The sequence below is a fragment of the Butyrivibrio sp. FC2001 genome (assembly GCF_000424125.1).
Taxonomy (GTDB): domain Bacteria; phylum Bacillota; class Clostridia; order Lachnospirales; family Lachnospiraceae; genus Butyrivibrio.
The window spans coordinates 14,296-35,190 of sequence record NZ_KE384133.1 but is presented as its reverse complement, the minus strand read 5'-3'; the positions used below and the strand labels follow the sequence as shown (position 1 = coordinate 35,190).

Annotated in this window: 22 protein-coding genes and 1 riboswitch; of the genes, 20 read left to right on the top strand and 2 right to left on the bottom strand. The window is 42.4% G+C overall.

The genetic code is table 11. From position 1 onward, the window contains the following. The first annotated feature begins 5 nt into the window (after positions 1-5). The 20 genes from G601_RS0117835 to G601_RS0117735 all read left to right on the top strand — a co-directional run bounded on the left by G601_RS0117835 (position 6) and on the right by G601_RS0117735 (position 18,534). Entirely contained in the window at positions 6-716 is a 711-nt protein-coding gene (locus G601_RS0117835; RefSeq protein ID WP_026493271.1) for an amino acid ABC transporter permease, read from the top strand. A 48-nt stretch (positions 717-764) separates the two neighbouring features. Further along, positions 765-1,517, top strand: a complete 753-nt coding sequence (locus G601_RS0117830) for an amino acid ABC transporter ATP-binding protein (protein ID WP_026666128.1) — start codon at positions 765-767, stop codon at positions 1,515-1,517. An 80-nt stretch (positions 1,518-1,597) separates the two neighbouring features. Then, positions 1,598-2,980, top strand: a complete 1,383-nt coding sequence (locus tag G601_RS0117825) for an MATE family efflux transporter (protein WP_026666127.1) — start codon at positions 1,598-1,600, stop codon at positions 2,978-2,980. A gap of 149 nt (positions 2,981-3,129) precedes the next feature. Continuing rightward, positions 3,130-3,498 (top strand): nucleotidyltransferase domain-containing protein, encoded by a 369-nt coding sequence (locus G601_RS0117820; RefSeq protein WP_026666126.1) that lies wholly within the window; start codon positions 3,130-3,132, stop codon positions 3,496-3,498. Between the two features lie 13 nt (positions 3,499-3,511). Beyond that, positions 3,512-3,913 (top strand): hypothetical protein, encoded by a 402-nt coding sequence (locus G601_RS0117815; protein WP_026666125.1) that lies wholly within the window; start codon positions 3,512-3,514, stop codon positions 3,911-3,913. Positions 3,914-4,274: 361 nt separating this feature from the next. Beyond that, positions 4,275-4,502, top strand: a complete 228-nt coding sequence (locus tag G601_RS0117805; protein WP_026666124.1) for a hypothetical protein — start codon at positions 4,275-4,277, stop codon at positions 4,500-4,502. Between the two features lie 15 nt (positions 4,503-4,517). Continuing rightward, a complete protein-coding gene (locus tag G601_RS0117800; RefSeq protein ID WP_026666123.1) occupies positions 4,518-4,715 on the top strand; it encodes a hypothetical protein in 198 nt (65 codons plus the stop codon). A gap of 166 nt (positions 4,716-4,881) precedes the next feature. Beyond that, complete coding sequence (locus G601_RS0117795; RefSeq protein ID WP_026666122.1) at positions 4,882-5,547, top strand: 2'-5' RNA ligase family protein; 666 nt, start codon at positions 4,882-4,884, stop codon at positions 5,545-5,547. A 113-nt stretch (positions 5,548-5,660) separates the two neighbouring features. Continuing rightward, complete coding sequence (locus tag G601_RS0117790) at positions 5,661-6,854, top strand: MerR family transcriptional regulator (protein ID WP_026666121.1); 1,194 nt, start codon at positions 5,661-5,663, stop codon at positions 6,852-6,854. A 77-nt stretch (positions 6,855-6,931) separates the two neighbouring features. Continuing rightward, entirely contained in the window at positions 6,932-10,171 is a 3,240-nt protein-coding gene (gene carB, locus G601_RS0117785) for a carbamoyl-phosphate synthase large subunit (protein ID WP_026666120.1), read from the top strand. A 223-nt stretch (positions 10,172-10,394) separates the two neighbouring features. Then, a complete protein-coding gene (locus G601_RS0117780) occupies positions 10,395-11,018 on the top strand; it encodes a GDSL-type esterase/lipase family protein (protein ID WP_026666119.1) in 624 nt (207 codons plus the stop codon). 107 nt (positions 11,019-11,125) lie between these two features. Next, complete coding sequence (locus G601_RS0117775; RefSeq protein ID WP_026666118.1) at positions 11,126-12,199, top strand: ABC transporter ATP-binding protein; 1,074 nt, start codon at positions 11,126-11,128, stop codon at positions 12,197-12,199. Beyond that, positions 12,192-13,004 carry an ABC transporter permease gene (locus G601_RS0117770; RefSeq protein ID WP_026666117.1) on the top strand — a complete coding sequence of 271 codons (813 nt, stop codon included), beginning with the start codon at positions 12,192-12,194 and terminating at the stop codon, positions 13,002-13,004. The genes G601_RS0117775 and G601_RS0117770 overlap by 8 nt, the downstream gene beginning before the upstream one ends. Beyond that, positions 13,001-13,837 (top strand): ABC transporter permease, encoded by an 837-nt coding sequence (locus tag G601_RS27470; RefSeq protein WP_026493282.1) that lies wholly within the window; start codon positions 13,001-13,003, stop codon positions 13,835-13,837. The genes G601_RS0117770 and G601_RS27470 overlap by 4 nt, the downstream gene beginning before the upstream one ends. Next, the gene (locus G601_RS27465; protein ID WP_026666116.1) at positions 13,834-14,892 is read left to right on the top strand and encodes an ABC transporter substrate-binding protein; all 1,059 of its coding nucleotides are present in this window, start codon (positions 13,834-13,836) and stop codon (positions 14,890-14,892) included. Before G601_RS27470 ends, G601_RS27465 begins: the two co-directional genes overlap by 4 nt. Before the next feature lie 125 nt (positions 14,893-15,017). Beyond that, positions 15,018-15,194 (top strand): hypothetical protein, encoded by a 177-nt coding sequence (locus G601_RS26305; protein ID WP_155829604.1) that lies wholly within the window; start codon positions 15,018-15,020, stop codon positions 15,192-15,194. Positions 15,195-15,309: 115 nt separating this feature from the next. Beyond that, a riboswitch (Lysine riboswitch) is annotated at positions 15,310-15,482 on the top strand. A 91-nt stretch (positions 15,483-15,573) separates the two neighbouring features. Beyond that, positions 15,574-16,458, top strand: a complete 885-nt coding sequence (dapA, locus tag G601_RS0117750) for a 4-hydroxy-tetrahydrodipicolinate synthase (protein ID WP_026493284.1) — start codon at positions 15,574-15,576, stop codon at positions 16,456-16,458. A gap of 100 nt (positions 16,459-16,558) precedes the next feature. Continuing rightward, a complete protein-coding gene (gene dapB, locus G601_RS0117745) occupies positions 16,559-17,314 on the top strand; it encodes a 4-hydroxy-tetrahydrodipicolinate reductase (protein ID WP_026493285.1) in 756 nt (251 codons plus the stop codon). A gap of 59 nt (positions 17,315-17,373) precedes the next feature. Beyond that, on the top strand, positions 17,374-18,192 hold the full coding sequence (gene hisA, locus G601_RS0117740; RefSeq protein WP_026666115.1) for a phosphoribosylformimino-5-aminoimidazole carboxamide ribotide isomerase: 819 nt from the start codon (positions 17,374-17,376) through the stop codon (positions 18,190-18,192). A 147-nt stretch (positions 18,193-18,339) separates the two neighbouring features. Next, complete coding sequence (locus G601_RS0117735) at positions 18,340-18,534, top strand: hypothetical protein (RefSeq protein ID WP_026493287.1); 195 nt, start codon at positions 18,340-18,342, stop codon at positions 18,532-18,534. Positions 18,535-18,622: 88 nt separating this feature from the next. On the opposite strand, the gene G601_RS0117730 is transcribed toward G601_RS0117735, so the two are convergent. Together G601_RS0117730 and G601_RS0117725 are read right to left on the bottom strand one after the other, a co-directional pair. Continuing rightward, complete coding sequence (locus G601_RS0117730) at positions 18,623-20,428, bottom strand: methyl-accepting chemotaxis protein (protein ID WP_081673605.1); 1,806 nt, start codon at positions 20,426-20,428, stop codon at positions 18,623-18,625. Between the two features lie 253 nt (positions 20,429-20,681). After that, positions 20,682-20,882, bottom strand: a complete 201-nt coding sequence (locus tag G601_RS0117725; RefSeq protein WP_022761586.1) for a cold-shock protein — start codon at positions 20,880-20,882, stop codon at positions 20,682-20,684. Positions 20,883-20,895: the final 13 nt, after the last annotated feature.

Here is a 20,895-nt window from a genome sequence, read left to right as displayed (position 1 = left end):
AATATATGTCATTTAATGTATCAAGTTTTTTAGAATCCCTGATATCTGCTTTTAAATATGCACCTGTGACATTGGAATTGACTGCTATTACATTTGTAGTGAGCCTGATTTTGGGAACCTTTATTGCTACCATTAGGCATTACAGGGTTCCTGTATTATCACAGTTTTTTGCAATTTTTGTCACGATTTATATGGGGCTTCCGATGATGGTAGCCCTTATACTTTACAATCTGATCTTTATGACCTTTTACAATGATTTTGCAGAAGCTTTTCATATAAGCGTTCAGATAAGTGATATAAATCCTATTTTCATTGGCTTTTTTGCACTTATTCTTGGGACATCCTGCTCGATCAGTGAAAGCGTAAGAGGTGCATTCAGGGGAATTGACAAAACACAGTACGAAGCAGGTTATAGTATAGGCCTTACAAAATTTCAGACACTAAGGCGGATTATTTTCCCGCAGATGGTTCCGATACTTTTACCGGGAATGCAGAATTCACTGATCGGATTACTGAAGGCATCAAATCTGGTAAGTGCGATATCCGTAATAGAAATAATGACAGGGGCGCTTCTTCCGGCGCTGCTATATTACAGCTACCTGGAAGGGTACGTCGCAGCAGCTCTTGTTTACTGGATTATCGGTGCATGTATAGAATTACTTGCGGCAATTGCAGAGAAAAACTCCGGGAAATATTTGAAAAGAACAGTTGGTTAAAGCAATCTGATCGGTGGATCAGAGCCGGAGATAAGGAGTGATTACAGGGTGATAGAGTTAACTAGTGTAAAAAAATCGTTTGCAAAACAGGAAGTACTTAAGGACGTTTCACTAAGGGTTAATGATGGTGAAGTGGTGGTCATACTTGGCCCAAGCGGCTCGGGAAAGACAACGCTTCTTAGATGCATAAACTTTTTGGAACGTGCTGACAGTGGTCTTATGAATTTTGGGGGAAATGAGATAGATTTGCGGAAAACAAAGAAAAAAGAGATTTTGTATGTCAGAAGACATTCAGCATTTGTTTTCCAGAATTACGGACTTTTTGCACACAAGACAGCGATCCAGAACGTAATGGAGGGTCTTACACAGGTACAGAAGAAGTCAAAGGCTGACGCAACGAAAATTGCTGAGGATGCTCTTAGCTGGGTTGGACTACTTGATAAAAAGGATTATTATCCTTCACAGCTTTCAGGCGGACAACAGCAGAGAGTCGGAATCGCACGAGCCATTGCCTTAAAGCCTGATGTTATTCTCTTTGATGAACCAACCTCTGCGCTTGATCCTGAGCTTGTGGGCGAAACACTTGAGGTTATAAAGAAGGTTGCAAAGAGCGGAATCACAATGGTAGTTGTTACACACGAAATGTCCTTTGCGGAGGAAGTTGCTGACAGGGTAATCTTCATGGACGGTGGCGTTGTGGTAGAGGAAGGAAAGCCGGACGAGATATTCTATCGTCCGAAGGAGGAACGTACACGACAGTTTTTATCCAGGATCATGCCGGCGGATTCCTATGTAATCTAATAATTTTTAAGTCCAGGGAGCTTTTCGCAGCTCCCTTTTTCAATATCATTGATATGTTCTAACGGGAGAAAAAATGAAATATGACAGGAAATAGAAAACTGGTTAAGGAGATAATCATCCTTATCATACCGGCAATTATTGAATACTCGTTCCAGGCACTTGTCAATTATGCCGATTTTATTATGGTGGGGAAGCTTGGCATAGAGGCATCGGCAACTATAGGAATTACAAATGAAGTTACATTTCTTATAAAGGCAGGAGTAAATGCATTGGGTGTTGGTGTGCTTGCATATATGGCAAAAGAGATAGGCGCAGGAAACAGGGGAAAACTAAGGAATGCAACCCTGCATGCATATTTTCTTGCTTTAGTGGTGGGGATATTTACTACAGCTATCCCTCTTATCATTAGTCCGTACCTGCCGGTATTTCTTGGGGCTGCAGAAGATATAAGAAGACCTGCATCCATGTACTTTTCCATATGCTCATCCATGGGGGTTTTCTTTGCTTTTAATGTGACAGCAGGAAGCATAAGAAAAGCGGATAAGGATATGGTCACACCATTACTGGTTAATGGTTTTATAAACATTCTGAATGTAATACTTAACTGGTTTTTGATTTACCCTGACAAGATAATAAGCTTTTCGGGAATGGAAATAAATATCAGAAGAGGCAATTTGGGTGTTATGGGAGCAGCCTATGCAACTGCAATTGCCACTATGACAGGCGGAATCCTTATGCTGTTTTTCAATGAAAAGCATAAGGATACTGCGATGATAGCAAAGGCTGATATCAAGGACAATTTTCTGAGGGCTGAAGGAAAAGAAATTATAGGGAAGTATATTTTGGTTGGCGTACCTGCTTTTCTGACATCTGTAGTTACAAGCCTTGGGAGAGTCATTTTTACTGCTATGGTAGTTCCTCTCGGAACAGAAATATACGCTGCCCACTCTATTGCATTTACGGCCGAATCTGCTTTTTACATCCCTGCTGTCGGAATGGCCAGCGCTGTTGCATCCCTTTCCGGCAATGTAAGAGGTGAAGGAAATCTAAAAAAACTAAACAGGCAAACCAACATGGTCTGCGTGATTATTGTATTCATTATGATGATAGCAACAGGAATATTACTGATATGTGCCGATGGAATTATTTCATTTTTTACAAATGATGCAGGTGCACTTATTCTGGCGCCGAAGCTCCTGCGTATTGTTGCAATAAATGAGCCTATGTTCGGAATCTCCATAGTCATGCAATATGTATTTAATGGAATTGGGAAAACCAAGATTCCATTGGTGGTATCAGGATTTACGCAATGGTTTGTGAGAGTCCTGGGGGTATTTATATTTGTTCATGTATTAGGATTTGGAATAGAAATAGCGTGGATATGCATGATATCGGATAATATCCTTAGAGCAATACTGCTATATGGCTGGTATTGGGCAGATAATAGAAGGATATTGGCGTGATGAGCAGACTTGATTTTTTGCTACAATAGTAAACAAGGCGAAAACTGGAGGTGGAAATTGGGATTATCTTAGGATAAGGTATTAGCTAAAAAAGGTGTATAATAAAGATAAAAACAGATGTCGATGATTGTTTTTATAGGAGAAATGTTATGTGTAAAGTTGTTGACGTCAAAATTGGTAACAGACAAGTGAAAGTTGCTGATATAAAAAGAAAATATCTGGAAAACATAGCTGAGTCAGCAAAAGAGTGTTCTTTAATCGATAAGATAATATTGTTTGGGTCTAGCATTGAAGACAGATGTACAGAAGAATCTGATATAGATATAGCTGTTTTTGGAAGCCAGCCAAAAGGTAAAGCATTGACATCAAAGCAATTTATGCGATTTGCTGATAAACTCTCTGAGTTCGATGATTTTTTACAGAGCTATGACATTCTTTATTTTAAAACCGGAAAGGAAGATGATTCTGCGATACTTGCAGAAATAAGCAGAGGAGAGGTCTTGTATGTCAGGGAGTAGTTACTCATTAAATATGGGACAGATAAAAGCTGATTTGTTTATAGCTGGTTCAACAATTGATGAAGTAAAGAAGAGAACACCAAAAGAGGGAAAATATCTCAAAGGTCAGGCGGCGTACCATTTGCAGCAGGCCGCTGAAAAATTAATAAAGATACAGATTTATTATGCAGTTAAGCAACCTGATCAGAGAAAGCTATACAAGCATGCAATAAACGAGCTCCTTAACTATGCACGGTCGTTGGGAATAAGTATTATAGTTCCAAAGTATATTGAAGATAAGAAACTGGTGCTTTCTTCCTGGGAAGCTGATGGAAGGTATGACGTTCATATGACAGTTAAGATAACACAGCTTGAAAAAGCATATGAAGAAATAGAAAACTGGTGCGATGATTTACAGAAAAAGGGCTTCAAATAGTTATAGCAATGATGCGAAAATAGCATAAACTTGGCAGTATACATTTATTTGTGGATAGTATGCTGCCCTTTTTATCGATATAATTTTTAGTTGAGGGAGAAATTATTCATACTCCCGATGAATATGATTTTCCGGATTCTTTATATCAGGATCACTGGGAAAATGCTGAAGCATTTGGAGTTGTGGGCGATAACGATGAGCTTATGGCATGCATTGAAGTCTGTCCCGAAGAATGGTCAAACAGACTTAATGATATAGGGAGACGTGAAGTTAGAATTAATTTGGGTTATTTTTTCAATAGAGATGGAAAAAGATGGTGAGAGCTTGGATGTTTATATAGCGTGTAAGTAAGGTGGTGCTTATGGAAAGGAAATCTATTCTGATCAAAGATACAACAAGGGAAGATCGTGAACAAATAGTTAAGAACTCCCTTGATTGTGGTGGAGGATGTGAGAACTGCTCATCATGCTGGCTTGGTGGTGGTAGTCCCTGGGATATATATCAGGACTACATTGACGGCAAAAAAGAAATCCGTGAGATAAACATGGAGTACATGGAAAAATATCGCCAGGACAGACAGATTCATTGAGAGGATTTATGATTTATGGGAAGTGCACCGGAGATAAACAACTCTACAAGTGAAGAGCGAAGAGCATATATAAAAAAGCGTTTTCCATGCATTGCAGACTGCGATATGTGTGGCCTTTGCAAGGTTTTTCATGGAAAAGATGCTGAGACGGCTTATGCTGATTACATCGATGGAAGTAGAGATTTTATGGATGTGTCAGCTGACTATAAGTAATGGTGACTTTTGATCCGCGGAAATAGCATTAACTGGGCAGTATACATTTGATTGAAAGAAACATGAATCGGTACCGCGAGAATGGTTTTGGTCTGTGGGCTGTATGCTTGAAAGATACCGGAGTTAGAGGAGATAAGACTCAGAGGACTGAAGAAAAGAAAAAGTGATGGATAGAAATTTATTAGAAAATCATTATAAAAGAATACTCACAGACAACAAAGAGAGATTTTTGGAAGGCGGTGTCGGGGATGCTTTCCTTTCCAATGCAAAAAATGATAACAGGATGGCTCTGGTCGTTCTTATACGGATTACATCTGAGATAGCGGGCAAGATAAATAAATGTATATCTGAATTACGTGATATAGAGCCGGATTTGTATTATTACCCATGTGAGGATTTTCATATTACGGTCATGGATATCTTAAGAGGGGAAGAAGGCAGGGAGTTGCCACATAATCTGGATGATTACATAAAGTGTATCAGAGAATGCTGTTCGGAGATTGATCCTTTTAAAATCACCTTTGATGGCCTTGTGGCTAGTGATAATGCAATTATGGTAAAAGGCTATTACGATGAACAGTTATTAAGGTTTAGAGAAAGCTTGAGAAATTCACTTGCGGTTAACGGATTATCATTGGAAGAGAGATATAAAACAATTTCTTCGCATATAACAATTTCCAGACTTTATGATAAATATACAAATCCTACGGAGCTTATGGATTATATAGAAAAGCCACATTCATTTGGAGCGATGACAGTTAAAAATATGGAAATCTCGTATCATAACTGGTATGACACACGAAAACAGTTATTAAGCGTGGTGGAATTATGAGAAAAAAGAATGTTTGCCTGAGGCATATTTCAGAAGTTTTTTTTAATTATCATTGACTCTTCCCTTAGGGAACCCCTTAAGGTGGATTTATAAACAAGAAGGAGGTTCTGAAAATGGAGAAGAAAATGACATCCGGAGAAATGGCTAAGAAGGTGGGAGTTACACAAAAGGCGATACGCCTTTACGATGAAAAGGGACTCCTTAAACCAACTGAGTATTCTGAGGGCAATTATCGTTTATATGATGAGGCAGCGCTGCAGATTCTGGAAAAGATTGTTGCTCTGAAGCAGATAGGTTTTTCTCTTGAAGAAATTCGTGACAATTTAAAGAGTGGAGAGGCCAGCGATATTAAAGGTGCGCTGGAAATCCAGCTTCAGAAGATGGAGGAAAAGAAGTATCAGCTTGAGAAAATTACAGACGCAATTAAAAGAACTTTAGCTCGGGGGGAGGATCTTGATTGGGATGATGTCGCAGGTATTGTACAGTACGTGAGTGCAGATCAGTCTGCTGATGAACGTCACTGGGATGCGCTTAAACATACAAAAGGCGAACTTGACTGGTATGTGAGGATTTTTCAGTCGCTTGATCTTCATGAGGAAAATAGGGTTCTTGACCTGGGCTGTGGATATGCGAAGCTATGGAGAAACAACTGGACGGACATTCCAAAGGGAACAAAGATTTCAGGCTATGACATTCATGGAAGCTGGGCAGATGATTTTGCCGGGTTCATTCCTGATAACAAGGATAAATTACCTGAGGGCGTAGAGATAAGACTTGAATTTGCTGATCTGGAGGATGAGAAGACCTGGATTCAAATTGAAGAGAGCGGTGTTTATGATGTGGTTGTAGGCCATTATCTTGATTCTGAGATAAAGGATATAGAGGCAATTGTGAATCATGCCAGCAAAGTCGTAGCTGAGGATGGCCTTTTTTCCTTCAACGGTGGAAATGTTGCGAACTGGAACAATATCTTCAAGGATGTGCTTGAGGCAATTGGAGAAGATACATCATTCATAGATGAAACCATAGCCCGTCAAACGGAGAAACGAAATCAGTACATCGCTATGATGGAGAAGTATTTTGCAAGGGTGGAATCAGTTCTTTTACCTAACTTCTGGCATTATACTGAGCCAAAAGAAATCGTGGCGAAGATGAAGGACTATTACAAAGGCCAGGATAAGACCATCGAAGGATACGAGGAAAAGCTCCTTTCATATTTCAAGGACAAGATTGAAAAAGATGGCGAGTTTGTACTTGAGGCAAGAAGCCAGTTCTGGCACTGCTATAAGAAATATAGCTTCAGTTGAATAAAATTCCCACTTGTTTTCTTCTCCTATGAATAATAAAATTTTTAGAAAGAAATTTTAAGGAATGGGAGAGAAACATGGCACAGAGAACAGATATTCACAAGGTACTAATAATCGGCTCAGGCCCCATTGTTATCGGACAGGCTTGCGAATTTGACTATTCAGGAACCCAGGCGTGCAAGGCTCTCAGAAGTCTTGGCTATGAGATTGTTCTTGTTAATTCCAATCCCGCTACGATCATGACTGATCCGGAGATGGCTGACAGGACTTATATTGAGCCTTTAAATGTGGACCGCGTTGCGGCTGTAATTGAAAAAGAAAGACCGGATGCCCTTTTGCCCAATTTGGGAGGACAGTCTGGTCTTAATTTATGCGCGGAATTATATAAGGCCGGTGTACTTGATAAGTACGGTGTTAAGGTTATAGGTGTTCAGGTTGACGCTATCGAGCGAGGTGAGGACAGAACCGAGTTCAAAAAGACCATGGACATGCTGGGCATAGAGATGGCAAGATCCAAGGCCTGCTACAGCGTAGAGGAAGCTCTGGCTGAGGCGGATGAGCTTGGATATCCCGTGGTATTAAGACCCGCTTATACAATGGGCGGCGCAGGTGGCGGCCTTGTTTATAACAAGGAAGAGCTGCAGACAGTCTGTGCCAGAGGTCTTGCTGCTTCAATCATCCATCAGGTTCTCGTTGAGGAGTCAATCCTTGGCTGGGAGGAGCTTGAGCTTGAAGTAGTAAGAGATAAGGATAATAACATGATCACCGTATGCTTCATTGAGAATGTTGATCCTGTAGGTGTTCACACAGGAGACTCCTTCTGTACTGCACCCATGCTCACAATAGATGAAAAGCTCCAGGAGGAGCTGCAGCGTCAGGCCTATAAGATCGTTGAGCATATCGGTGTCATCGGCGGAACCAACGTACAGTTCGCTCATGACCCCAAGACCGGAAGAATCGTTGTTATCGAGATCAATCCCCGTACCTCAAGATCCTCTGCCCTTGCAAGTAAGGCAACAGGCTTCCCAATCGCACTTGTATCAGCTAAGCTTGCTACAGGTCTTACTCTTGCTGAGCTTACTGATTCAAAGTTCGGAACTCTTGATAAGTATGTTCCCAACGGAGACTATGTGGTAGTTAAGTTTGCACGCTGGGCGTTCGAGAAGTTCCACGGAGTAGAGGATAAGCTCGGAACGCAAATGAGAGCCGTTGGTGAAGTAATGTCCATCGGTAAGAACTTCAAGGAGGCCTTCCAGAAGGCTATAAGATCCCTTGAGAAGGGAAGATACGGTCTTGGTAATGTTAAGAAGTATGAGGAGATGGATAAGGACGACATTCTTCATCTTTTAAAGGATGCTTCCTCTGAGAGATATTTCCTTATATATGAAGCCTTCAAGAAGGGCGTTACCGTTGATGAGATATTCGATATTACCAAGGTTAAGCACTATTTCCTTAATGAGATAAAGGAGCTCGTAGACGAGGAGACAGCTATCGTCAAAGAATTTAAAGGCAGTGTTCCTACCAAAGAGGTTCTTCTTAAGGCAAAGGAGGACGGCTTTGCGGATAAGTATCTCTCAGGTCTTCTTGATGTATCTGAGGATGATATCAGAAATAAGAGAGACGAATTCGGACTCACTGAAAAGTGGGACGGCGTTCACGTATATGGAACAGACGGCGCTGCTTACTACTATTCAACCTATAAGGCAGATGCTAACCTTGAGAATCCCAAGGCTGACGGAGAAGCTGATGCTAAGAAGATAATGATCCTTGGCGGTGGTCCCAACAGAATAGGTCAGGGTATTGAGTTTGATTACTGCTGCGTACATGCAGCTCTTGCACTTAAAAAGCTTGGTTTTGAGACCATCATAGTAAACTGCAATCCCGAGACAGTTTCAACTGACTACGATACATCAGATACTCTGTACTTCGAGCCTCTGACCTTGGAGGATGTTCTTCAGATTTACAGAAAGGAAAAGCCCGTTGGAGTTATCGCACAGTTTGGCGGACAGACTCCTCTTAACCTTGCTGCAAAGCTTAAGGAAGAGGGCGTAAACATCCTTGGAACAACTCCTGAGGTTATCGATCTTGCTGAGGACAGAGACCAGTTCCGTATGATGATGGAGAAGCTTGGTATTCCCATGGCTGAGTCAGGAATGGCTTCTGATGTTGAAGGAGCTAAGGAGATAGCTGCAAGAATCGGCTACCCTGTAATGGTTCGCCCTTCCTTCGTCCTCGGCGGAAGAGGAATGGAGATCGTAAGGGATGAGGAGAGCATGGAAGGCTACATGAAGGCCGCTGTAGGTGTAACTCCTGACAGACCGATTTTGATAGACAGATTCCTTCACAATGCACTTGAGTGCGAAGCAGATGCAATAAGTGATGGTGAGAGAGCATTCGTTCCTGCGGTTATGGAGCATATCGAGCTTGCAGGTATTCACTCCGGTGATTCGGCATGTATTGTTCCATCAAAGCACATCTCAGAGAAGCACCTTAAGACTATCGAGGAATATACACGTAAGATCGCTGTAGAGATGAATGTCGTAGGACTTATGAACATGCAGTACGCTATCGAGGATGATACTGTTTACGTACTTGAAGCTAATCCCAGAGCATCCAGAACAGTACCGCTTGTATCAAAGGTCTGCGGAATTAAGATGGTACCTGTTGCGACAGATATTATTACTGCATCCCTCACAGGAAGACCGTCACCTGTACAGGAACTCATTGATGCAAAGAAGAATACAGAGCCTGAGTACTACGGTGTAAAAGAGGCTGTATTCCCCTTCAATATGTTCCCTGAGGTTGACCCTGTTCTCGGACCTGAAATGCGTTCTACAGGTGAGGTTTTAGGACTTGCAAAGACTCCCGGAGAAGCCTTCTTCAAGGCAGAGGAAGCAGCAAATGCAGCTCTTCCCCTTCAGGGTGCGGTTCTCATTTCTCTTAACGATGAGGATAAGCCCCACGCAGCAGAGCTGGCAGAGGCTTTCGCAAAGGAGGGCTTCAAGATCTACGCTACAGGTAAGACCTATGAGACCATAACCGGTGCCTGCATAGATGCAACCAGGATCCTTAAAAACTATGAGGGCGGAAGACCCAACGTTGAGGATCTTATAAAGAACGGCGATGTACAGCTTGTAATCAACACTCCTATCGGAAAAGGAGCAAAGTACGACGACGCCTACCTTCGCCGCGCAGCCATAAAGGCCCGCATCCCTTACATAACCACTGTTGCCGCAGCCAAGGCAGCAGCTCAGGGTATAAGCGAAGTCAAGAAGGGCGGCTGTGGAAACATCAAGTCTCTTCAGGAATATGCTTAAAAGCAAATAAAGTCTAAAAAACAAAATATAATGGGTGACTGATAAAAGAGTTACCGAAACACTATGAGTGATAGCTACATTTTATATGTGACTATCACTTTTGTGTATTTTACAGGTAAATGCTGATATTTCATAATAGAGATGTAAGAATTACAGAGCAGAAATATTAACGTAAAAACAAACAGATTTATATATTTAAACATTTTATTATGAGGTATGGATTATGGCAAATATACTTGCATTTGGGGATTCAAACACATGGGGACTTATCCCGGGCACCAAGGAGCGTTATCCCTGGGGAATAAGATGGACAAGTCTTGTTCAGGAGGAGCTCTCCGACGACAGAATTATTGAGAATGGCCTTTGTGGAAGGACCACGATTTTCGAGGATCAGCTAAGACCCTTCAGGAAAGGCTCTGATATACTTCCTCTTTTGATTGAGAGTAATTACCCTCTTGATGCGGCGATCATCATGCTTGGAACAAATGACTGTAAGAAGATTTTTAATGCAAACTCCCACACCATAGGAAAGGGGCTGGAGCTCTGCCTTGATGAGTTGGAGAAATACATATCTCCCAATAAAATCCTGGTGGTATCACCCATTAAGCTTGGAAGCGAAGTATACACTCCTGAAAAGGATCCTGAATTTGATAAGGATTCCATTGAGACCAGTAAAAATCTTAAGCGTGAATATGAGAAAATTGCAAAAAGAAGGGGTAACCAGTTCCTTGCTGCCTCTGATTTTGCAGATCCAAGTGCCGTTGATGATGAGCACATGGACGAGGAGGGACATAAGAATCTTTCAGCCGCCATTTTAAGTAAGCTTCAGGAGATGAAGAGTGCATAAATCCAGCAATTATCCTGCATATTTGTGATGCCTGCCGCGCTTGTTATAGATACGGAAAATAGATATAATGATATTGTTATATCAATAAGAATGTGGAGAGAATAATTATGCAGGATAAACTCATTGATCTTCAACACATCACAAAATCTTATGGTAGCTCAACAATACTCGATGATCTTAATTTGTACATCAGAGAGAATGAATTTGTCACACTTTTAGGACCTTCAGGCTGTGGAAAGACAACCACCCTGAGGATAATCGGAGGTTTCGAAACTCCTGATTCCGGATCTGTAATTTTTCAGGGGAATGATATCACTTCTTTGTCTCCGAATAAGAGAGAAGTCAACACTGTATTCCAAAAGTATGCACTTTTCCCGCACATGACCATTGCGGAGAATATCGCTTTTGGACTAAAAATCCATAAAAAATCCACATCGTATATCAATGACAAAATTAAATATGCGCTAAAGCTTGTTAATATGGAGGGCTTTGGAGACAGAATGCCTGATTCTTTGTCCGGAGGTCAGCAGCAGCGAATTGCCATAGCAAGAGCTATTGTGAATGAGCCCAAGGTTCTTCTGTTGGATGAGCCTCTTGGAGCGCTGGATCTAAAGCTGAGGCAGGACATGCAGTACGAGCTGATAAGGCTTAAGAATGAGCTTGGCATAACCTTTGTATATGTTACCCATGATCAGGAGGAAGCCCTCACTATGTCTGACACCATCGTGGTCATGAATCAGGGCTATATTCAGCAGATCGGAACTCCGACAGATATATACAATGAACCTCAGAATACCTTTGTTGCGGACTTTATAGGCGATTCCAATATCCTTGAAGGCATCATGATAAGGGATAAGCTTGTAGAGATTCTTGGCGCCAAATTCGACTGCGTAGATACGGGCTTTGGAGAGAACAACCCTGTGGACGTAGTTATAAGACCTGAGGACATAGACCTCATAGAGCCTGAAAAGGGAACCATAGAGGGCATCGTTACCGATGTTATCTTTAAAGGCGTCCATTACGAGATGTGCGTAATGGCAAGAGGCTTTGAATTTGTAGTTCACTCCACCGATTCCTTCAGTGTGGATTCAAGAGTTGGAATCCATGTGGATCCCTTTGACATTCAGATCATGCATAAGCCTGAGTCTGATGATGAGAAAGCTGTGGAAATATATGAATAATAAATACACCAGATATGTAGCAGCTCCTTATCTTATCTGGAGCGTGGGTTTTATAATCATTCCGCTTTGTCTTGTCCTGTACTATGCCTTTACCAATGCAGATGGGGCATTCACCATTGATAATGTGGCGGATATTATTTCCTATGTAAACATAAAGGCACTGCTTCTTTCCGTTGCCTTTTCTTTGGCTTCGACCCTTTTGTGCCTGCTTATTGCCTATCCGCTGGCAGTTGTGCTTTCGTCTGTTATCAGTACCAACTCATCTATACTGTCCCTTTTGTTCATTCTTCCCATGTGGATGAATTCACTTCTTAGAACCTATGCGTGGCAGAACATCCTTGAGAGAAAAGGCGTTATAAACGGCTTCCTTACAGCTCTGAATCTGCCGCCTCTTTATATCATCAATAAGCCACCGGCTATACTTCTCGGTATGGTCTATGACTTTTTGCCCTTTATGATACTTCCTGTCTATAACTCAGTTTCGAGAATAGACAAGGATCTTATTAATGCTGCAAGGGATTTGGGAGCAGGCTATCGGGATATCTTTTTCCGTGTAATCTGGCCCCTCAGCCTTCCGGGAGTAATCTCCGGCATCACGATGGTATTCGTACCCAGTCTTACCACCTTCGTCATTTCGGATATTCTGGGAGGAGGAAAAATCCTTCTCATCGGTAATGTAATAGAGCAGCTCTTTACCCAGGATTCAGACTGGAACGCGGGAGCGGGACTGTCTGCGGTGCTTATGATCTTCATTGTTATCAGTATGGTGATCACCTCTAAGTATGACAAGGAGGACATAAGATGAAGAAAACTCTTGGACATATCTATCTGACACTTGTACTGATCTTCCTGTATGCTCCTATTGCCACACTCATGATCCTTTCCTTTAATTCCAGTAAATCCCGTGCCCGTTTTGGAGGATTTACCCTCGCGTGGTATCAGAGCCTTTTTGAAAATGAAGAAGTCATGAATGCCTTCAGGACAACAATAATACTGGCGTTTTTATCTGCATTTATCGCAACAGTCCTGGGAACGGCTGCCTGCACAGGTATGGTAGCGATGAGAAAAAGGAGCAGAAACATAATTATGGGAATAACCAATATCCCCATGCTGAACGCCGACATCGTTACGGGTGTCAGCCTTATGCTTCTGTTTATAGCTGCAAGAGCGACCATGGGATTTACCACAGTCCTCTTTGCACATATCACCTTCAATATTCCCTATGTAATCCTGTCTGTAATGCCAAGGTACAGGGAGCTTAATGCAAGCGTTTACGAGGCTGCGCTGGATCTTGGAGCAAAGCCTTTATATGCCTTTTTCAAGGTTGTGCTTCCTGATCTTATGAGCGCGATCGTATCGGGATTTGTAATGAGCTTTACCATGTCACTTGATGACTTCATCATTACCCATTTCACTCAGGGACCCGGATTTGATACCCTTTCCACCAAGATATATTCCGAGATTAAAAAGGGTATAAATCCTGAAATGTATGCACTTTCTACGCTGATGTTCCTGACTATCCTTATTCTGCTGTTTCTGGTTAATTACAAGCCCTGGAGCAAGCAGTCTGTAGGAGAAATAAAGATCAGGACCAGAAAAGAGATCGTGGTAGGTTCCGGAAGGAGAGGTGCGGTATGAAAAGATTCGTTTCCCTTCTTTGTGTGCTTTCCTGCATGACTTCTCTTTATGGATGTGCGCTGAATAATGATGCAGGTAATTCTGATAATGTCGTATATATCTATAACTGGGGTGAATACATTGATCCGGAGGTCCTCACTATATTCACGGAGGAAACCGGTATCGAGGTGGTCTACGATGAGTTTGAGACCAATGAGATCATGTTTCCCAAGATCAAGGCCGGTGCTGTGAAATACGATCTGGTGTGCCCCTCTGATTATATGATCAAAAAGATGATAGATAATGATCTTCTTCAGGAAATCGATTTTAATAATGTGCCAAACTATGTGAATATCGGAGATGACTACTGGAAGCTGGCAGAGGACTATGATCCAGGGAACCGCTTCTCGATGCCCTATGTATTTGGAACAATCGGGATTCTTTATAACAAGAATATGGTTAAGGAAAAGGTCGACTCCTGGGACATTCTCTGGGATCCCAAATACAAGGACGAGATTTTGATGCAGGATTCCGTCAGGGATGCTTTCATGGTGGCGGAAATGAAGCTTGGATATTCCATAAACACTACAGATGAAGATGAGCTCCAGGAGTCTAAGGAGCTCCTTCAGAAGCAAAAGGAACTGGTTCAGGCCTATGTGGTTGACCAGGTTCGTGACAAGATGATAGGAAACGAGGCGGCCCTTGGGGTAATCTATTCCGGAGAGGCTATTTTTACCCAGCGTGAAAACCCTGACCTTGAGTACGTAATCCCTAAAGAGGGAACGAATTTCTGGATGGATTCATGGGTTATTCCGAAGAATGCAAAGCATAAGGAAAATGCGGAGAAATTCCTGAATTTCCTGGCAAGAGCGGATATCGCATGTATGAATTTTGATTATATCACCTATTCAACACCCAATACGGCTGCGAGAGAACTGGTTGAGGACGAAGATATAAAAAATTCACCGATAGCCTTCCCGGATTTATCAAAATATCACCTGGAGATTTATGTCAGTCTCGGGGAAAAGGCAGATCGCCATTTAAGTGATCTTTGGAGAGAAGTAAAGTCATATTAAAAAGGCTGTAATTGTATATTGTAAACATGATTTATGGTATAATTATCTAAACGAATAGAGACGAAAAATGATTATCTATAAGAAGAGATGTTATTAAAAAAATTCTAATGCAGGAGGTAATTGACATGGCTATTATAGATAAGATTTTCGGGGAGCACACTGACGTGTACAAATCCCCTTCAGAGGACGAGCTGCAGATGGAACAGACCGGAACCAAGGAGAAGAAGCCGAAGGCTGAGATTTCCGAACAGGATACGGTTAAATTTACAGAGCATGACAGATTTTGGGAGGGAATGAGGTAAGCTCTATAAGTTATCATTAGTGAATAAGTCAGCCTGTCATAGACGGGATTTATGAATGTTATTTTTAACACGTTGACACTGTAGTGTGACAGTGCTATGATTCTTTCAAGATTTATATTAAGATAGAGGTTGCGTATTTTATCAGTACGGATTCTGATGCGACAGGCGCAGGTGAGGAGTTTGGAAAGGACAATACGCCGAAGGATGAGCTTTCCTGTAGGGCTTGTACCTGGGCATACAGTTAAGAGCTGTATGACTGTCATCGTAAGATGGGGAGCTATCGGGCTAATTTGATCAATGATGATTTTTAAAGCTAACTCTCCGTGCGATGAGTTAGCTTTAGTTTTGTGGGGTATAAAACAAAAAAGGAGACAGTTTTATGGCAGTTTTTAAGGGAGCAGGTGTTGCCATTGCGACACCATTTAATGAAGATGGATCAGTTAATTATGAGGAGTTCAAGAGACTGATTGATTTCCAGATCGACAATGGAACAGATGCCATTATTGTATGCGGAACCACCGGTGAGAGTGCTACCATGTCAGAAGAGGAGCACATGGAGGTTTCAAGATTCTGTATTGAATATGTAAATAAGAGAGTACCTGTAATTGCAGGTGCAGGTTCTAACTGTACCAAGACAGCAATTGACCTTTCTGTCGATGCAGCTAAGGCTGGTGCTGATGGAATTCTTTCAGTTACTCCTTACTATAACAAAGCTACTCAGGACGGACTTGTTCAGCACTTCACAGCTATTGCCAAGGCAGTGGATGTTCCGATCATTCTTTATAATGTTCCCAGCCGCACAGGCTGCAATATCCAGCCTGCTACAGCAGCCAAGCTTTGCAAGGAAGTTGACAATATCGTTGGTATCAAGGATGCTGCAGGTAACCTTGCTCAGACAGCCAAGATGATGCAGCTCGCTGACGGTGCCATCGACCTATACTCAGGTGAGGACGGACTTGTAGTTCCGATCATGTCACTTGGCGGAATCGGTGTTATCTCAGTTCTTTCAAACGTAGCACCTAAGGAAACTCATGAGATGTGCCAGAAGGCTCTTGACGGAGACTTCACAGGGGCAGCAGCTATCCAGCTCAAAGCACTTCCTCTTATCGATGCACTTTTCTCAGAGGTTAATCCTATCCCTGTTAAGGCAGCTCTGGAGATGATTGGCTTTAAGGCAGGCCCGCTTCGTCTTCCTCTTACAACAATGACTGAGGCTAACAGAGTGGTACTCGAGAAAGAGCTTAAGAAATTTCTTGGAAAGTAAAATATAAATGATCCTTATTCGGAAGGCTTGGGTAATTTAAGCCTTCTCCCTTTGGGAGAAGGTGTCAGAGAAGCTGACGGATGAGGGGAGAGGACTTGGTATGATTAAAGCTATTATGCACGGCTGCAATGGCCGTATGGGACACGTAATTGTAGACCTTGCATCCGGTGATGACAAGATCGAGATCGTAGCAGGAGTTGATGCTTACGGTGATAACACCTACAGCTTCCCTGTTTTCGATTCTATTGAGAAATGTGACGTAGCTGCTGATGTTGTAATTGATTTTTCCAATGCATCAGCTGTAGATAACCTTCTTGAAGTATGCGCTTCAAAGAATCTCCCGGTAGTTCTTTGCACAACAGGTCTTTCAGATGAGCAGCTTGCTAAGGTTAAGAGCACTTCTGAGAAGGTGGCAGTTCTTAAATCCGCCAACATGTCAGTAGGTATCAACATGCTTATGAAGGTGCTTAAGGAGATATCACCTGTACTCGATGCTGCAGGCTTTGATATCGAGATTGTTGAGAAGCACCACAATCAGAAGCTTGATGCTCCCAGCGGAACAGCGCTTGCTCTTGCTGACAGCGTAAATGATTCTCTTTCAGAAAAGTGTGAGTACGTATACGACAGAAGCACAAGACGTGAGAAACGTCCCAAGAAGGAGATAGGTATCTCCGCAGTTCGCGGTGGCACAATTGTTGGTGACCACGACGTTATTTTTGCCGGAACAGATGAGGTTATAACTCTTTCACACAGAGCATATTCCAGATCCGTTTTTGCAAAGGGAGCCATCGAAGCAGCTAAGTTCCTTGCAGGGAAAGACGCGGGCCTTTATGATATGAGCAGTGTAATAGAATGATAAAAAACTGCCTTCTCCCTTTGGGAGAGGGTGTCAGCGAAGCTGACGGATGAGGGAATATGAGACTTAGACCCTGTATAGACATTCACAACGGACAGGTTAAACAGATAGTTGGCAGTAGCCTTAGAGACATGGGGGACTCCGCAACGGAGAACTTCGTGTCTACTCAGGACGCTGCTTTTTTTGCACGCATGTATAAGGAAAAGGGCCTTCACGGAGGGCATATCATAGTCCTTAATGCTGCTGACAGCCCTTATTATGAGGCATCGGTTAACCAGGCTCTGTCCGCACTTAGAGAGACTCCGGGATTCCTTCAGGTAGGAGGCGGAATCACAGCTGAAAATGCCTGGAAATTCCTTGACGCCGGTGCATCCCATGTCGTCGTAACAAGCTATGTATTTAAGGATGGCAGGGTGAATTATGACAATCTTCAAAAGCTCCTTAACGAAGTTGGTAAGGAACACCTGGTTCTTGATCTGTCCTGTAGGAAGGGCGTAGTTGTAGCAGGTGAAGGTGCCTTAAGCCATGATGCAGACAAATATTACATTGTTACCGACAGATGGCAGAAGATGACTGATGTGGAGGTGAATATGGATACTCTTGATGAATTATCCTCATACTGCGATGAATTTCTTGTTCATGCGGTGGACGTAGAGGGTAAGCAATCGGGAATTGAAGCAGAGCTTGCAACCCTTCTTGGTAGCTGGGCAAAGCTTCCTATCACCTATGCCGGCGGAGTTCACAGCTTTGATGATCTAAAGCTCCTTAGAGAATGCGCTGACGGCAGACTTGATGTGACAGTTGGCAGCGCTCTGGAAATATTCGGAGGTGCCATGTCAATTGATGAGATATCTGAGTACTGCCGCGTTCATGAGTGATTTTTATCTGAGAAATACAGAATAAAAGGGCTATTCTTTTTTTATATTTATTTAATTTATAATGTCGCCTTTTACCTTTATAATTCGTATATAGGTATATAGAGGTAAATAAAAACATCCAGTGTTTTTTATAAAGGAGGCAATTATATGGGTACTAATAAATTAAACGATGATGCTAATCTTGATGAATTAAAAGCAAAAGAGAAACTTGATGGACTTGCTTTAAATGATGATGAGCTTGATGATGTATCAGGTGGACAGATTGTTAATATGGCTAGGGGTATCAACGTGGTCAGAAATAGAAAGCAGCAGATTTTGTCTACAAATGGGAAAAATCTATAATAATCAGAAGGACTGTCACCTATGACGGTCCTTTTTATTGCAGTAAAAAACAGCCAGAGCGATGCTCTGGCTGTTTTGCACATCTGGTTTAAAGTGAGAATCTTGCAACGAAATCCTGAAGCTCCTGAGCGTTCTGTGCAAGTCTGTCGGAGGCCTCTGCAACCTCGTGGGTTGATGCGGTCTGCTGCTCGGATGCAGCGGATACGTTCTGGGTCTCATCAGCTACGCTGACACTCATTTCTTCAATCTTCTGGATGTTGTTAGCAATAGTAGTAGTTCCACCGGAGAGCTGATCTACGATCTCGCTCATGCGGGCACTCTGCTCGGATACGGAATGAACCTTGCTGACGATTTCATTGAAGGTGTTACCGGCTTCATTAACAACCTGGGAGCCTTCAATAACGCTCTGAGCACCTTCACGCATGGATTCAACGGCTTCTTCGGAACTTTTTGTAATGTCTTCAATAAGAACGGTGATATTGTTTGCAGCTTCGTTGGACTGATCTGCCAGCTTACTGATCTCACTTGCAACTACGGCGAAGCCTTTACCCATTTCACCGGCCCTTGCAGCCTCGATTGATGCATTCAGTGAGAGGAGGTTGGTCTGGCTTGCGATTTCTGCGATAGTATCAACGAAGGAATCAATATTCTTAAGCTTGTCGCCAAGACCTTCAACCATTGTAGCTGTATTCTCAACGGAATCCTTGATGGTTTCCATCATTGTGGTTGCGCGTGTCATGTCAGCTGCACCCTTGGTTGCTGCTTCATTTGTTGCGTTGATCATGTCACTGGAAGCAACGATTGCATGCTGGAATTCTTCCATGTTGCTTACAAATGCCTGAGTCTCATCACTTGCTCCTGAAACTGCTGTAATCTGACCACTGCAGGAATTAGCAACGTTTGTACAGGAGTTTGCAACCATTTCGCTTGCCTGTGCTGACTGTGAAGCACTTGCTGAAAGCTCTTCTGATGCGGAAGCAACATAAGCGGTTGTATCTGAAATCTTACCCATAAGTTCACGGATGTTATGGTGAAGGGTATCAAGGGCTTCGGCAATAAGACCAATCTCGTTCTTGCTCTTTGTAAGAGGACGAATCTTGCGCATAGATTCGTTGTCGCTGAAATCGCTGTTGGACATCTTTCCCATTTCTTCTGCGATGAGGATAATGGGCTTTGTGATTCTCTTACCAATGTAGTATGCTACGATAAGACCGATAACGCACATTACAACAAGTACGATAATAGATTTAAGGATACTGTTGTTAAGTGCCTTTGCTGCATGCTCTGAATACTCAGCTTCAAGTGCATCAATATGATCTACCCATACGCCTGTACCCATAACCCAGTCAAAAGGCTGGTAGTAAGCTGTGTAGTTGATCTTAGGAAGAGGCTCGGTTTCATTTGGCTTTGCAAACATAAGCTCTGTATATCCACCGCCGTCCTGCATACCATTTTTGATCATTTCCTGAATGAACTTGGTACCATTGGGGTCTACTGAATCCCATCTGGACTGTCCCTCAGTATCACGGCCAAGAAGAACTACGTTTATACCTGTAGAAGTATCTACCCAGAAATAGCCGGATCCATCGTTATATTTCAGGTCTCTTATGATGTCAGCAGCTTCCTTCATGGCTTCTTCTTTTGTCATAAGGCCTGCTTCGTATCTGGAATTCATGATAGCGCATACACTCATGGCTTCCTGAGTCTCATTCTTGAGTTCAGTCTTGATATCTTGAAGGAGTCTTTCTCTATACTGAGTTGTCTGTTCTTTAGTTGTAGCAATAGTGCTATTGATGGTGAAAAGTTCGACAATTAAACCTGTAAGAATTACAGCACCGCCGATGGCAATTAAAAGCGAATACAATAAAGACATATTTCTGGTAGGTCTGCCCATTTGTTATCCCTCCTCTGTGACGGATATGTTTTTTGATTGTACACATCTAAATATATCATTGAGGGATATGGAATAACAATTAATAGAGTATTAAAATTTAGTAAAGATAGTAGGATAGAAGAGGAGTAGTGCGCGACGCTCAAAAAACCCATCCGTTACCGGATGGGTTCGTTGATTAATCATTTGTACACTTGCTGATTCTATATATTAAGAATAAGGCACATTGTATTCTTGATTAAATGTTTGCCGTTAATCAAAGCTTGTTAACGTTAACGGCCTGAGGTCCTTTTTCACCCTGGATTACATCGTAATCAACTGCAGCGCCTTCGTCGAGAGACTTGAAGCCCTCCATGTTGAGTCCTGAATAATGTACGAATACATCATTGCCTGCCTCATCAGAAATGAAGCCGTAACCCTTCTGGTTGTTGAACCACTTAACTGTACCCTTGTTCATAGCTTACCTCCAC